This is a genomic window from Paenibacillus tabacirhizosphaerae, assembly GCF_040812395.1.
GTDB lineage: Bacteria > Bacillota > Bacilli > Paenibacillales > NBRC-103111 > Paenibacillus_E.
Genome location: NZ_JBFNXH010000008.1, coordinates 177,295 through 190,832, shown reverse-complemented (window position 1 = coordinate 190,832; position 13,538 = coordinate 177,295). Strand labels below are relative to the sequence as shown.

12 protein-coding genes and 1 riboswitch are annotated in these 13,538 nt (G+C 47.7%); of the genes, 3 read left to right on the top strand and 9 right to left on the bottom strand.

Annotated features, from left to right (window positions below):
• Positions 1-62 precede the first annotated feature (62 nt).
• The 4 genes from ABRS97_RS16355 to ABRS97_RS16340 all read right to left on the bottom strand — a co-directional run bounded on the left by ABRS97_RS16355 (position 63) and on the right by ABRS97_RS16340 (position 4,301).
• On the bottom strand, positions 63-779 hold the full coding sequence (locus ABRS97_RS16355; protein WP_367815607.1) for a response regulator transcription factor: 717 nt from the start codon (positions 777-779) through the stop codon (positions 63-65).
• 249 nt (positions 780-1,028) lie between these two features.
• On the bottom strand, positions 1,029-2,276 hold the full coding sequence (locus ABRS97_RS16350; RefSeq protein WP_367815606.1) for a cation:proton antiporter: 1,248 nt from the start codon (positions 2,274-2,276) through the stop codon (positions 1,029-1,031).
• Positions 2,276-2,935: a potassium channel family protein gene (locus ABRS97_RS16345; protein ID WP_367815604.1), complete on the bottom strand. Its 660-nt coding sequence runs from the start codon at positions 2,933-2,935 to the stop codon at positions 2,276-2,278. The genes ABRS97_RS16350 and ABRS97_RS16345 overlap by 1 nt, the downstream gene beginning before the upstream one ends.
• Before the next feature lie 13 nt (positions 2,936-2,948).
• Positions 2,949-4,301 (bottom strand): TrkH family potassium uptake protein, encoded by a 1,353-nt coding sequence (locus ABRS97_RS16340; protein WP_367815602.1) that lies wholly within the window; start codon positions 4,299-4,301, stop codon positions 2,949-2,951.
• A gap of 55 nt (positions 4,302-4,356) precedes the next feature.
• A riboswitch (cyclic di-AMP (ydaO/yuaA leader) is annotated at positions 4,357-4,502 on the bottom strand.
• A 229-nt stretch (positions 4,503-4,731) separates the two neighbouring features.
• On the opposite strand from ABRS97_RS16340, the gene ABRS97_RS16335 reads away from it, so the two are divergent.
• Positions 4,732-6,354 carry a CPBP family intramembrane glutamic endopeptidase gene (locus tag ABRS97_RS16335; protein ID WP_367815600.1) on the top strand — a complete coding sequence of 541 codons (1,623 nt, stop codon included), beginning with the start codon at positions 4,732-4,734 and terminating at the stop codon, positions 6,352-6,354.
• Here the strand turns inward: ABRS97_RS16335 and uvrC are convergent.
• The 3 genes from uvrC to ABRS97_RS16320 all read right to left on the bottom strand — a co-directional run bounded on the left by uvrC (position 6,314) and on the right by ABRS97_RS16320 (position 9,213).
• Positions 6,314-8,323 carry an excinuclease ABC subunit UvrC gene (gene uvrC / locus ABRS97_RS16330; RefSeq protein ID WP_367815598.1) on the bottom strand — a complete coding sequence of 670 codons (2,010 nt, stop codon included), beginning with the start codon at positions 8,321-8,323 and terminating at the stop codon, positions 6,314-6,316. The genes ABRS97_RS16335 and uvrC overlap by 41 nt on opposite strands.
• Positions 8,324-8,372: 49 nt before the next feature.
• The gene (trxA, locus tag ABRS97_RS16325) at positions 8,373-8,687 is read right to left on the bottom strand and encodes a thioredoxin (protein WP_367815596.1); all 315 of its coding nucleotides are present in this window, start codon (positions 8,685-8,687) and stop codon (positions 8,373-8,375) included.
• 145 nt (positions 8,688-8,832) lie between these two features.
• Positions 8,833-9,213 carry a MerR family transcriptional regulator gene (locus ABRS97_RS16320; protein ID WP_367815667.1) on the bottom strand — a complete coding sequence of 127 codons (381 nt, stop codon included), beginning with the start codon at positions 9,211-9,213 and terminating at the stop codon, positions 8,833-8,835.
• A gap of 214 nt (positions 9,214-9,427) precedes the next feature.
• Here ABRS97_RS16320 and ABRS97_RS16315 point away from each other — a divergent pair, with 214 nt between their 5' ends.
• On the top strand, positions 9,428-9,571 hold the full coding sequence (locus ABRS97_RS16315; RefSeq protein ID WP_367815595.1) for a YqzM family protein: 144 nt from the start codon (positions 9,428-9,430) through the stop codon (positions 9,569-9,571).
• A gap of 108 nt (positions 9,572-9,679) precedes the next feature.
• Positions 9,680-10,687, top strand: a complete 1,008-nt coding sequence (locus ABRS97_RS16310; RefSeq protein WP_367815593.1) for a protoglobin domain-containing protein — start codon at positions 9,680-9,682, stop codon at positions 10,685-10,687.
• A 52-nt stretch (positions 10,688-10,739) separates the two neighbouring features.
• On the opposite strand, the gene dnaI is transcribed toward ABRS97_RS16310, so the two are convergent.
• Together dnaI and ABRS97_RS16300 are read right to left on the bottom strand one after the other, a co-directional pair.
• The gene (gene dnaI / locus ABRS97_RS16305; protein ID WP_367815591.1) at positions 10,740-11,690 is read right to left on the bottom strand and encodes a primosomal protein DnaI; all 951 of its coding nucleotides are present in this window, start codon (positions 11,688-11,690) and stop codon (positions 10,740-10,742) included.
• A gap of 318 nt (positions 11,691-12,008) precedes the next feature.
• Positions 12,009-13,529, bottom strand: coding sequence for a replication initiation and membrane attachment family protein (locus ABRS97_RS16300; protein WP_367815589.1), 1,521 nt, complete (start codon positions 13,527-13,529; stop codon positions 12,009-12,011).
• Between the last annotated feature and the right edge of the window lie 9 nt (positions 13,530-13,538).

Genomic DNA, 13,538 nt, shown 5'->3' with positions numbered 1-13,538 from the left:
TAACCGCTGCGCTCCTAATTTCAAGAGATCGCAACAAGTTGAGCTATTCGTCAAAAAAATATTCAAAGCACAAATTTATACCCGACACCCCATACCGTGCGGATTCGCTTAGGCTCCTTAGGATTGTCTTCGATTTTTTTACGTAAATTAGCGATGTGCACGTCTATCGCCCGGTCGGTTACGAAGGAGTCAAACCCGCGGACCATCTGCAACAAATCTTCACGGCTAAATACTCTGCCCGGGTGCTTCACAAAGCATTTCATAATCTCAAATTCAGAGTACGTGGTTTCAACTAAATCGCCATGCACCCACATTGAACGGGTATCTTGATCCAGATGAACCACACAATCTTCGCGGTCGATAAGCAGCACACCTGATCCGGTGTGGGGTACTGCCGTCGGCCGTTTGGTCTGGTATAGCTTAGAACGACGAATCAAGGCGTGCACCCTGGCACTCATTTCATGCATGCTAAAGGGTTTGCACATATAATCATCAGCGCCTACGGAAAGCGCATGGACGCGTTCAACCACCTTGTTTTTCATCGAAACGATCATAATCGGTATTTTCGACGTTTCCCGAACTTGCTGACACAACTCAAGCCCGTCCATATCAGGCAGCATCAGATCTAGCAAAAGGATATCAGGGCTGAACTGCTGGACAGCCCGAAATCCCTCCGTACCATTCTCATATCGAACGACTTGAAAGCCTTCTTCACCTAAGTACATTGAAACCATGTCGCCAATCATGGCATCATCTTCTATAAGTAATACCTTATACATTGGCTGAGCCCACCTCATCTGCGAAGTCCTCTTGTTAGGAAATGACAAGGAAATCGTTAGGTCAGCTTTCGCTGATAGTAGTCATGATGTGATTGAATGTCGAAAAATGTTTTTTCCTAGACATAATATACTATAAAAGTTACAAGATCAACAAGTTGAAATCTTAGCTAAATGTACAACAAAAAGCAACGTTATTAAAGTAAAATCTTTGCTTACATAACGTTGCTTCCTATGAGATTAGAGTGAGCCCTAGATCGGTTCTTCCTCCCCCGGTTTGACCTCCAAGCCAAGCTTGCGAGCTGCATAAGCCGTGGTGCTTGCCTGAAATAGAATCGTAATCAGCACAGCCATGAACGTTACGCTCGCGATCAAATCGCTATGCTTGATCCCCAGACCCGCCACCATCCCGCATAAAGCCGCGGGAATCACGCCCGTTTCCCGTACCCAGAACATGAATATGATTTCCTTCCATGTCCACTTCGCTTTCCGGTCAGGCAGCGTACAGAGCAGCACGGTCAACGGACGAGCTATGAACATAAAGACGAAGATAACCCCAAGGCTTGTCCAGAAATGCGCAAGAATAAGTGGGAAATTAACCTGGCTGCCAAGGAGAATGAAAATCAGCATGCGCATGATAACCGTAATATTTTCGGAAAAGTGCTCCATTTCACGCCGTTTATCATTCATATTCAGCTTAAAGGTCTCTGCATTTCCCCAGATGAGCCCCGCTGTGAATGTTGCCATTAATCCGCTGACGCCTATCGCCTCCGCGGCCATGTACGCGCCCAAAGAGGTTACTACCATAGCGATGGTTGCGTAATCTCGAAGAAAGCCCAGCTTCATATGCGCTGTCAGATAGGACATAATAAGTCCAATACCACCGCCAACTACGAGTCCGCCCAGCGCTGTTTTCACGAACTCGCCGACACCGGAGGACACGGATACAGCTTGGGTTCCCATAATAATAGCAAGCAAAGAGAATGTAAGAATCGAGCCTGTCGCATCATTGAATGCCGACTCGCTTTCAACCGTTTCCCTTACTTTGGTGCGGATTCGCACCTGCTTAAACACGGGAATCAGCGTAGCAGGATCGGTTGAACTGATAATGGCGCCCAGCAGCAACGCATAGAGCCATGGAAGATCCAGAAGCATATGCGCCGTAATGGCTACAGCTCCGCAAGTTACAAGTACACCCGGGATACTGAGTAAGCTCACCGTTATCCACACTTTGCGAAGTCCCGAAAGCTTAATATTCCGGCCGCCATCAAATAATATAAGTGCAGATCCTATGACCAGAATAAATTGATTCGTAAAGGAAGTACTGGATTCATCAATCCAATGAAACCCCTGACCGACAATCATACCGGCAACTAAAAATAGCGCAACATCCGGCAGTCGCAGCCACTGAGCCATTTTCCCAAACAGCATGCCTAACCCGAAAATGAGTACGAGCAAAATAATGACATGATCAATGAGGACAGATGTCGCATTTTCCATTAACCGATAACTTCACTTTCAAACTCTTCAATTTGATCATTCGTACCAATGATGACCATAATATCCTGCTCATTAACCACATCCGTCGCCGTCGGAGCGATGATAACGCCCGTTTTCTTGTTAATCGCTACAATGCTGCAGCCATATTTCGCCCGCGGATCCAGTTCTCGGACTGTTAATCCGCAGATCCGTTTCGGAACGGAAAGCTCTGCAATCGTATAGTCCTTGGATAGTTCGATATAGTCGAGCAAATTCGGCGACACAAGCTGATGCGCCACGCGAATGCCCATATCCCGCTCCGGATAGATCACGCGATCTACCCCAATTTTATTCAGCACTTTCCCGTGCAGTTCAGACAGGGCTTTGGCCACAACCTTTTTAACGCCCATATCTTTCAATACAATCGCTGTCAAAATACTGGATTGAATATCATCGCCAATCGCGACAACCGCACAATCAAAATTGCGAAGCCCTAAAGACTTGAGCACATCTTCATCCGTAGAATCCGCTACAACAGCATGCGTAAGCTCAGAGCTCAGTTCATCTACTGCTTCCTCGTCCTTGTCAATGCCCAGTACCTCATGACCCAGGTTTATAAGCTCCCTAGAAATACTGGCGCCGAAACGTCCCAATCCAATCACCGCATATTGACTCTTCATCTTTCTTTATCCCCTATCCAATGGTGATTTTACCCTCTGGGTATCTATATAATTCTTTCTCTTGCTTCGGCTGCAGCGCGTACGCGAGCGTAATCGGACCCAGACGTCCGGCAAACATCGTTAAACTAATCATGATTTTGCCGAAGGCCGTCAGTTCCGGTGTAAGCCCCATGGTCATTCCGACTGTTCCGAAAGCTGAAGTGACTTCAAACAATATTTTAAGCAAATGCGCATCTTCCGTTGTGGATAGCAGCATCGTGACGAAGATGACAAGGAAGAGAGCGATCATCGTTAATGTAATCGCTTTAAGAATGCGATCCTTTGCCAGTCGGAAACGGAAAATGACAATATCCTCTTTGCCGCGGACCATCGTAACGATGGCGCTGATGAGAATCGTGAACGTCGTCGTTTTAATACCGCCCCCGGTTGAGCCTGGGGAAGCCCCGATAAACATAAGGATAACGATGAAGAATTGAGAAGCTTGCCGCATGGCGCCAATATCAATGGTATTCGGGCCAGCAGTCCGAGGAGCTACGGATTGGAAGAAGGACGCCAGTACTTTACCGCCCATGTGCAGCGAACCTAGTGTTTTCACATTCGTAAATTCGAATATGAAAATGACGATGGCTCCGAACACGATGAGAAATCCAGTCATGCTAAGCACAACTTTGGCATGCAGCGACAGTTTTTTCGTTTTGCGGAAATCCATCAGATCGGACATGACGATAAAACCAATACCTCCAAGTACAATTAAGGCCATCGCGACAAAATTAACTACAAAATCATTCGCGTAACCAGTAAAGGAGACGAAAGGCGCGTCAACCGTACCGAATAAATCAAAGCCGGCATTATTGAACATCGAGATCGCATGCCATATCCCGAAATAAAGCGCTTTGCTAAATCCCAGGTCGAAGGTCCAGCGAATTGTAAAAACAACTGCAGCAATGGCTTCAATACTCAGCGAGTAAATAATCACTTTGCGGATAAGCCTGACAATGCCTTCCATGCTGCCGTGATTGAAGGCTTCTTGCAGCACAAGCCGTTCTTTGAGCGTAATCTTTTTGCGAAACGCAAACGCGATTAAGGTAGACATCGTCATAAAGCCCAGCCCGCCGACTTGAATCAAACTCACAATAACAATTTGCCCAAACATCGTGTAGGCGCTTCCCGTATCCACGACGACGAGTCCTGTTACACATGTTGCCGAAGTGGCGGTAAACAGCGCATCGATGAATCGCAATGATTCTCCCGTTGCCGAGGCAAAAGGAAGCGTCAAAAGACCCGCTCCAATAAAAATAATGGCAGCAAAACCTAATACGAGAATTTGCGGCGGAGTAAGCTGCCAAATGTTCACTTTTTTCTTCATATTGCCCCCTGTGCATGCAAAAAAAGACACTGGAAATCCAATGCCTTGTAGGTTATGGTTCCTGACGTAAAGCCTGCGAGGTTAGCTGACGGATTCGGATGCGCGGACCACCCTATTTGCCAGACCTTATAGCCTGAAGCAAAATTCACCCCACTTACATGGTTCCCCCGTTTTCAAAAAGAAATTCGGCTTTTTATTCAATTGATATGAATTATATATCTGTTTGCATCCACATACAAAGCTCGTTTTAGAGGATTTGAGTGTGTTTTTTGATAATTCTATCGCTTCTCGTAAGCTGGTGATGGAGATACCCATCGAAATCGCTCATTTTCCACGGTTTTCGAGTGATTTTAACTAAATTGGTTTTCTATGTAAACTATGATAACTTTAAAGTAACTATTTTCATGAATAACGCTAAGGGGACTGATCTATGCTCCAACCGAAATTGAACCGGGCTTTGCTTTTACTTGCTTGCATCGGAATTGCCCTGTATGTGGGTGTGAACGCGCTATATGGACTGCAAAAGGAGGAACCTGCTCCTGCAGAAAATCCAGCGATAACCAAGCAGCAAGCGGCTGAAAGCGCTGAACACTTTATAAGCGAAAGATATGGGGTTCACGGCGCGAAAACTTTCGTGGTCTACCAATCCAAAAAAGTAAGAAGCGGTTACTTGCAGAAAGAGCATTTATCCGAATCTTACGAGAAGCAGTACGGAGAACGCTTTCCCATTGATTATTATCAGGTCAGCCTTTTAGATCCAGCAACGAAAAAGCAATATGAAGTTGAAGTGAATTACACAAACGCAAGTATCACAGGCTGGACAGAAATCGCGGCTGCGGGTTCTGCCATGAGCAAGCAGAAAGCTGACATTCTGGCTAAACAGGAAATGCGGAGCCAAGGACTGAATCCGGATGATTTTACAGCCATTGAGAAGCCCGTAGGTGAGGTGGAGAAAGGAACGACGCTGTTCTACGAGAAACAAACGGAGCCTATCGGCGAAGCCAAATTGCGGCTGCGCATGGATTTCGATGACAACGCGTTGATCGGATATACCACCCTTTTCAGCGTGCCAGATTCACATCAAGCTTGGTTGGACCAGCAAGACCGCTCCGCTTCGATCATGACCTGGGTTTCCATGGGATTCACCTTGCTCATGTCCATAGCAGCCGTCGTATACGCAATCAAATACCGCAAACAAATCAACTTCCGGCGCGGTTTGCTGCTGACCTTAATTTTTATCACCATCTATGTGATCAATAATATCAATATGTACCCTGCATTTAAGGCGATGGCCGGAACCGCGAATAGCGGAATCGCAACACTTGCTGCTACCTTATTCATGAATGTGGTTACGATGCTGCTGGGCGTTTCGCTCTATCTCGCCTTAACGGCTGGCAACGGTTTGTGGGAGGCACTCGGCACTCGGCCTTGGCCATCCTGGCGTGAACGTCGGTTTGGCAAGGAAGTTTTCCACGGCATGGGACGCGGGTATTTGCTTGCTCTCTTTATTTTAGGCATCCAACAAGTGCTTTTCTATACAGGTGAGGTCAGCTTCGACGTATGGGCGGTGAACGATCCCTCAGACTCTGTGCTGAATATGCTGGAACCTCGGCTGTTCCCGCTGATGGCGTGGGTCGCCGCTATTTCAGAGGAAGCCACGTACCGTTTGCTTGGCATTATGATTTTCAAGAAATTATTTCGTTCTAACTTCATTGCCATCCTCGTGCCAAGCATCATTTGGGCGGCCAGCCATACGCAGTACCCGATTTATCCCGTGTATACGAGATTGGTCGAAGTTACCATCATCGGCATTATTCTTGGTTATGTGTTCTTAAAATATGGCTTTATGACGGCTGTTTTTGCACATGCCTGCATGGACAGCATTCTCATGGGCATGTCGCTCTTCTCGCTTGGGCATACCAGTGACGTGCTTGCTGGCATCTTCTACATCTTGCTGCCTGCACTCATCGGATGGGTGCTCGCTTGGCTGCATGGAAAAAGGCGGGATCCCCTTACTCCTGGGGAGCCGCCGCCTCGCCTTGAAGCGCTTTGAGAATCTCGCTTGCCAGCTTTTCACCAATACCTAGAGGCTTGAAGTCAGCGACTTCGGCCTCTTTTATTTTGCGAACCGAGCCGAAATGCTTCAGCAGGGCTTTCCTCCGCTTCTCGCCTATGCCTGGAATAGCATCCAACTGGGAAGCGACCATCGATTTGGCCCTCGTTTCCCTGTGAAACGTAATGGCAAATCGGTGTACTTCGTCTTGGATGCGCTGCAGCAAATAAAATTCCTGCGAGTCTCGCGGCAAAGGAACAACTTCTGCCGGATCGCCGATCATCAGCTGCGCGGTCTTATGCTTGGCGTCCTTCACCAGTCCGCATATCGGAATGAACAGCCCTAATTCATTCTCAAGCACATCAATCGCTGCGGAAATTTGCCCTTTGCCGCCGTCGACGACGATCAGGTCTGGCATGGTCAGATTATCCTTCAGCACACGTTCGTACCTGCGCCTGACAACCTCGCGCATCGTTTCGTAATCATCCGGCCCTTGTACCGTTTTGACTTTATATTTGCGGTACTCCTTCCGATCCGGCTTTCCGTCCACGAAGACAACCATCGCCGATACGGGATTCGTCCCTTGGATATTCGAGTTATCGAACGCCTCGATGCGGCGGATTGTTCCGGTTCCCAACCACTCGCCGAGATTTTCAACCGCTTTGATCGTCCGTCGCTCATCGCGTTCTACCAAACGGAACTTCTCCTCCAGCGCATTGCGCGCATTGTCCTTGGCCATATCGACCATCTGCTTTTTCAAGCCACGCTGCGGGAAATGCACCTTAACCTTCAACCATGACTCCAGCGCTTCACGGACATCCTTCTCTTCTGCTTCGTTATGAGCCGCACCCTCCGATGCTGGCAGCTCGTTTAGCACTGCAACTCCGTCACTTCCCAAGCTGTCCGAACTCGCTGTGTGAGCCTCATCAGCGCTCGCTGTCACCGTTTCCGAATCCGGGAAACCAGGCAGGAAGATTTCCTTCGGCAGCGCAGGATTGTCGCTGTATACCTGGGTCACGTAGGTGATGAAATCATTGTACTCATCTCCGTAATAAGGAAATAGCGAGACGTGCCGCTCAATGAGCTTACCTTGCCGCATATACTGAATATGCACAGCCATCCAGCCCTTATCGACCGCATAGCCAAACACATCTCGATCCACCGCATCCTTCGTCGTAATTTTCTGCTTCTCCATCACGGCGTCGATGTTCATAATATGATCGCGCAGCTCTTTCGCGCGCTCGAAGTTCAGTTCCTCTGCTGCGGCATGCATCTTCGCCGTCAGCTCATCTTTAATTTCGTCGTGTCCCCCGTTCAGGAAACGGGTGATCTCCTGCACCATCCGCTCGTTCGTCTCAGCGGATATATCGTATTCGCAAGGCGCCAGACACTGCCCGATATGATAGTATAGGCATACTTTGTCGGGCAGCGTCCTGCACTTGCGGAGCGGATAAAGCCGGTCCAGCAGCTTCTTCGTCTGCTGCGCCGCGAAGGCATTCGGATAAGGGCCGAAGTATTTCCCCTTATCCTTGAACACCCGCCGCGTGACTTCCAGACGCGGCTGCTCTTCGTGCGTGATTTTAATGTAGGGAAACGTCTTATCATCCTTCAGCAATACATTGTACCTTGGATGATGCTGCTTAATGAGATTGCATTCCAGTATCAAAGCCTCCATATTGCTGGAGGTAATAATATATTCAAAGTCGCGAATTTCACTGACGAGTCTCTGTGTCTTCGCCGTATGGCTGCCCGTGAAATAGGAGCGTACACGATTTTTCAATACTTTGGCCTTGCCCACGTAAATAATAGTGCCCTCGCGGTTTTTCATAATATAACAGCCTGGCTTGTCGGGCAGCAGAGACAGCTTATGGCGAATAGCTTCCAAACTCTGCTCTCGCTCCACCCAATCCTCATGTTCGTTCACGCGTTTCTTCCCCTTTCCCACAAAAAAAAAGCTCTTTCTCAGCATAGCAGAAAAAGAGCTTTTTCTCACGTTATTTTCTAGAACACATGTTTGATTATTGGTGACGCGTTACTACATTTTTCAGCGCGTCTTTGGATTGGAAACCAACCACTTTATCAACCGGCTGGCCGTCTTTAAAAACGATCAGCGTCGGGATGCTCATAACGCCAAAACGCGCAGCAGACTCTGGATTGTCATCCACGTTTACTTTTGCGATTTTCAAAGATTCTACTTCTTTATCAAGCTCTTCCAGTACGGGAGCGATCATTTTGCAAGGTCCGCACCATGGTGCCCAGAAGTCTACAAGTACTGTACCTTCTCCTTCAACTTCAGCTTTAAAACTGTTATCGGAAACATTCACGATTGCCATGATAGTTCCTCCTTCTAAGAATGGATTTGAATTTATAACATCAAGTAGATCATAAGCTACTGATGAACGTTAACATGTAAAGTATACCACATTGGGTGGTCATTTCAACCGAACCGCAAGCTAGTGAAAAGCTGGCATTCCCCGATTAGCTGATTGGGCTCACAGGCTGTCCGTGAAGCCTTTGCTGCTCAATATAAGCGATCCGATCTTTCAGATTCGCCTGCAACAATTGCAGCATTTCCATTTGCTGTTCGATCTCTTTCAGCTTATCCGTGTAAAGCGGCAGCAAGTCATCGCACTGCGACTCCTGATTCTTCATCACACAGTTCAGAAAACTTTCAATCTGCTCCGTCGTGAAGCCCAAGCTCAAATAAAACTGAATGGTCTTGACCCGCTCGACAGCCATTTGGTTAAACACACGATATCCGTTATCCTCACGGTCTGTAGCAATCAACCCTTTGTTCTCGTAATACCGCAAGGAGCGAATACTGGCGCCTGTAAGCTTGGATAACTCACTAATCCGCATGCTGCTCACCTTTTTCCTTTTCCCTCTTGATCAAGTAAGGATGTCTTTATTGTAAACCATGACACTAATGTCAGAGTCAAGTGTTTTTTTCTTATTTCCGCAACTAACTGATATTGTTTGCATAATTGTCACTTAACAAGCTTTACAACTTTCGGCGTATTTGGGTATACTAAGCTTACACAATACGAATGTCGGACGTTAGGGGGTAACACACATGAGCGATCCTAAACACCCTGAGCTACACGTTTACGAAGAACCGCGCAACGATTTCATGGATGTTGGCATGGGCTTCGGCGTTTTCTTCGGCGTTTTATTCGTTGTAGCCGTCATTGCTACGGTTATTCAAGTGATGAAATAAGAATTATGCTTACAAAAAAGAGCCGCTTTGCACAACATGCGAAGTGGTTTTTTTCTTGTAAAATGAACACAACAATGACCCTCACCGAGAAGGAGACAACACGCACTTATGATTAAACTTAGCCTGCCAGAACGCAAGAAATTACTTACCTACATCGGTTTAACGGAAGACGACCTCCATCTGCTGAAAAGCAAAGAAGCTGCCTTCCGGCAAGTTGTGGATGCATTGGTCGATCAGTTATACGCCGACATTATCTCTTGGCCAGAATTAAAAGCAATTATTGAGCAGCACAGCACAGTCGAACGTTTAAAAGAAACGCAACGCTGGTATTTCATGTCCATGGCATCCGGCCTTATTGATGATAATTATATAAATAGGCGCTTACAGATCGGCAACATTCACTCTAAAATCGGTCTTACGACCGCATGGTATCTGGGTACATACTTGAAATATACGGATTTAGCCACTATCCATTTCAAACAAGTCATGCCTGAAGATTGGATCAATGTGATTCACGCCCTAACCAAAATGTTCAATCTGGATTCACAGCTGGTGCTCGAAGCTTATGAATATGAAGAAAAACAAAAAATCCAAGTGCTAGCGGACGATCAAAAAGCAATACTGTCAACGATCACTCGAGCCGTGCAGGATCTTGCTTCCATGATGGTTGAACTGGGCGGCAGCTCCCAAACGGTAGCCGATACCGCCATCCAAACGGCAGAGTCCCAAGAATCCTCCAACCAACGGATTGATGAGCTAAATGACGAGATCAAGGATATTGCCAAAATGGGCTCGGTCATGAAGGAAATTTCCGACCAGACCCATTTGCTTGGGCTTAATGCCGCGATTGAAGCCGCTCGTTCAGGCGAGCATGGCCGCGGGTTCGAAGTCGTTGCGAACGAAGTCCGCAAACTGGCTTCGCATTCCCGGGAAGCGCTGGACCAAATTCAATCCAAGCTCAAGCTCATTTCACAAAAGCTCGAAGTTGTTAAAAAAGGCGCCCATGAGACGACCCAATACGCTCGTACGCAGGCGGCAAGTGCGGAAGAGCTCACTTCCTTCGTGCAAATGATCGAACATGTCACCGTCGAGCTGGAACAGCTGAAGAAAGATTAATTCGGATCAAAAAAGCAGTACGCACGAGTTTCCCTTGTGCGTACTGCTTTTATTATCTTCCGCGCTTATTCGTGCCATTCACCGGCACTACATCGACAAAAGGCCGAATACGGTCCATGATTCTTTGGCCTTTGTACTCCTCATCCCCGTCTTTATTCGTGAAGCTAAAGTGCTTCTCCAGGCCCGACAGATCATAATTAGACGTAAAAAATGTCGGTTTCCTATTCATCCGGTGATTCAAAATAGCGCCAATTACATGATCGCGCAGCCAGGGATTCAAATTCTCCGCTCCGATATCGTCGAAGACCAAGAGATCGGTTTCCTTCAACAGGTCGATTGTTTCCTTGAGCTTGTAGGGCTCTGCGAACATGCCCTTCAAATCTTCTGCAAAATCAGGCATATAAACGATCGCGCCTGTCATCCCCACTTTGGCGAGCTGATGAAGCATGTAACCCATCAAGAACGTTTTTCCTGTGCCGAACGATCCAGACAGGTAGAGCCCTCTGGCTTGCAGCCCTTCCTCAATCGTCATTTCCACGTAATCATTGATTTGAGTAACAGCTTTCGCACGATCTAAGTCTGTTCTAATAATATCGCCAAACGAATAGTTACGATTGATTAAACCGGGATCGACGTGAAACGTGCGAATCCGGCTGGAAATGGCATCCTGCATCTGCTTGCCGATGAACTTCTTGCAGGCTACTTTCTCTTCATGAATGAAAGATGTTCCGTTCACCGATTCCGCCATGAGCATCGTATAATGACCCGGCATGTCATTGGGACAGAGCTCCAACCCGGGACAATTCGAACAGTTCTTATACTCAGTCACGTGCTGGTACAGCTTGTTCATATTAATCTTCACCGTATAATCATCCACGAACGGGTATTTCTGACGGAACTTGGCAATCAGCGGATCCTGCATAACGACACGAATCTTCGCTTCCGCGTTCCTTCTCCATTCCGAGTCGGGCATTGATTTAAGCAAATGTGACAGGGATTCCATCGTCAGCACCTCCTAAGCGTTTTGCTAAAGCTCTCTACTCTCATCTTCTGATGAGGAACTACAATCCGCTAATTGAGATAAACATGCTCTATTTATCGATGCAGCGGAACACGAGTGCGTTATTCGCGGAAAATAGAGCGCCCGGATGCCAACAACAACAAAATAGCGAACTCTAGTTCCGCCAGCCACTGAAAAAGCTGTTTTTGGCGAAAATAGCGCACCCACGTTCCTCCACAGCGCTTCTAACCTTGCACATGCACCGACAATTAATCAAGCTTGAAGCAGCCCTCTTGTCCAGCTTCACAGATCATCCTCGGGTTAACTCTTGCGGTTGAATCGCTCATCCAACTTCTGCGCTTTCCTCAACGCCGCTTCCAATTCCTCATCCGTAAGCCTGGAAGAAGCCGTTGCACCTGCATCCGGAACAACAATCGGGATATGCGGCTTTTGTGTCTTGCCTTGCCGCCCGCGCGTTACTGCGCCGCCGCCAGCTTTGGCCGCCTCCACTTTGGACGCTGCCTTCATCTTGTAGCTGATCTTCTCCCGCACATAATCGACAGCCTGCTCATACGTTGATATTTGTTTACCCAGCATATCGGAAGCAACGGCTTCAATCGAAGATTTGGCCCAGGAACGCCGGTCAATATGCAGAAAATGAATGAGCACATTGATAACTTCCTCACGCAATTTATAATTCAAATCAATTTTTTCAAAAATATTAAGTACCCCATCCGGGATCGAGCCCTGTGTGAAAAACATCTTCAACACCGCCGTGTAAGGCTCATTACGCATAATGTAATTGTACTGGTGATCCGTACACTCGCCACGCAACTGTTGTGGAACTTCCAAATAAAACTGCATTTCCACTGACTTTTCTGACGCGTTCTCTTCCGTACCTTCGCGTTCCTCGCCTTGTCCTCTTTCTTCCGACCGCGCCAACGTCCGCTCGCGCTCTTCGCCGCGCTTCTTCGTCTGGCGATAGAACAGATTCGCATTATATTGAAGCAAATCCATCTGCAACTCGCCATCCTCGGCAAACACGCCATCCTCATCCAGCAGGCGGCATGTCTCCTGCAGGGACAAGTTGTATTTCTTCGCCACAATATTAATCGCTGCCATCTGATCAGGCTTATGTTTCAACGCCTCGACGAAGACCCGATTGCTTGCCCCCCGAGGAAATCTCATAATAATATCGGCATACTGGAATCCTTTGGTTGTCACATCGAGGCGTCCATCCCCCTGCTTTGCCGCAGAAGCTTCATAGAGCGCTTGTTCCAACTCATAGTCAATCACCTGCGTATTGAGACGGAACAAGTCATAGAAGGGCACTGACAAATCCTCTTCGCTAGCGTCTCTGCATTCCTCCGGCTCTGGCGCCAGCAGTTCCTCCCGAAGGGAGAGCAGCATGAACTTTCCGACCTTATCCCGCAGCAACAGCGTCAAATGCTGATTGCGGAAAAATTCGTTCGGTCCGAGCGGCGCGAACAAGGTGTACTCGAAAATGTAATCTTCCTCAGCCGTCAGAAACTTGCGGGTTGTCTGAAGCAGCCCGATCGCCTCCAGCTTGGAGGACTGCTCAATCAAGTACTTGCGCCCCCGCTCTCCCTGCTCCAGCTCCAGCAGCAGAAATAACTTCCGCTGCTGCTCCAGCGGCGAATAACCTACTCTCTCAGCGCTAATCTGCTGATAGAGCAGTTGATAGAGGCTAATGGCATAGCCTCCGATCATAGGTTGATACATCATCGCAAGCATTTTATAATCCAGGCTGCTCAAAGAGAAATCCCTGCTCACGCAAAAGCGGTGATTTTCTGTAAAATGCAGCATATTCGTCATTCGCATCCTGTTACA

What these genes read in the sequence shown, in the direction of transcription:
- ABRS97_RS16340 (WP_367815602.1), bottom strand. Translation starts at nt 4,301, where the DNA reads ATGAAGAAAAAAGTGAACATTTGGCAGCTTACTCCGCCGCAAATTCTC.
- trxA (WP_367815596.1), bottom strand. Translation starts at nt 8,687, where the DNA reads ATGGCAATCGTGAATGTTTCCGATAACAGTTTTAAAGCTGAAGTTGAA.
- ABRS97_RS16315 (WP_367815595.1), top strand. Translation starts at nt 9,428, where the DNA reads ATGAGCGATCCTAAACACCCTGAGCTACACGTTTACGAAGAACCGCGC.
- uvrC (WP_367815598.1), bottom strand. Translation starts at nt 8,323, where the DNA reads ATGCTGAGAAAGAGCTTTTTTTTTGTGGGAAAGGGGAAGAAACGCGTG.
- ABRS97_RS16320 (WP_367815667.1), bottom strand. Translation starts at nt 9,213, where the DNA reads ATGCGGATTAGTGAGTTATCCAAGCTTACAGGCGCCAGTATTCGCTCC.
- dnaI (WP_367815591.1), bottom strand. Translation starts at nt 11,690, where the DNA reads ATGGAATCCCTGTCACATTTGCTTAAATCAATGCCCGACTCGGAATGG.
- ABRS97_RS16345 (WP_367815604.1), bottom strand. Translation starts at nt 2,935, where the DNA reads ATGAAGAGTCAATATGCGGTGATTGGATTGGGACGTTTCGGCGCCAGT.
- ABRS97_RS16335 (WP_367815600.1), top strand. Translation starts at nt 4,732, where the DNA reads ATGCTCCAACCGAAATTGAACCGGGCTTTGCTTTTACTTGCTTGCATC.
- ABRS97_RS16300 (WP_367815589.1), bottom strand. Translation starts at nt 13,529, where the DNA reads ATGCGAATGACGAATATGCTGCATTTTACAGAAAATCACCGCTTTTGC.
- ABRS97_RS16350 (WP_367815606.1), bottom strand. Translation starts at nt 2,276, where the DNA reads ATGGAAAATGCGACATCTGTCCTCATTGATCATGTCATTATTTTGCTC.
- ABRS97_RS16310 (WP_367815593.1), top strand. Translation starts at nt 9,680, where the DNA reads ATGATTAAACTTAGCCTGCCAGAACGCAAGAAATTACTTACCTACATC.
- ABRS97_RS16355 (WP_367815607.1), bottom strand. Translation starts at nt 779, where the DNA reads ATGTATAAGGTATTACTTATAGAAGATGATGCCATGATTGGCGACATG.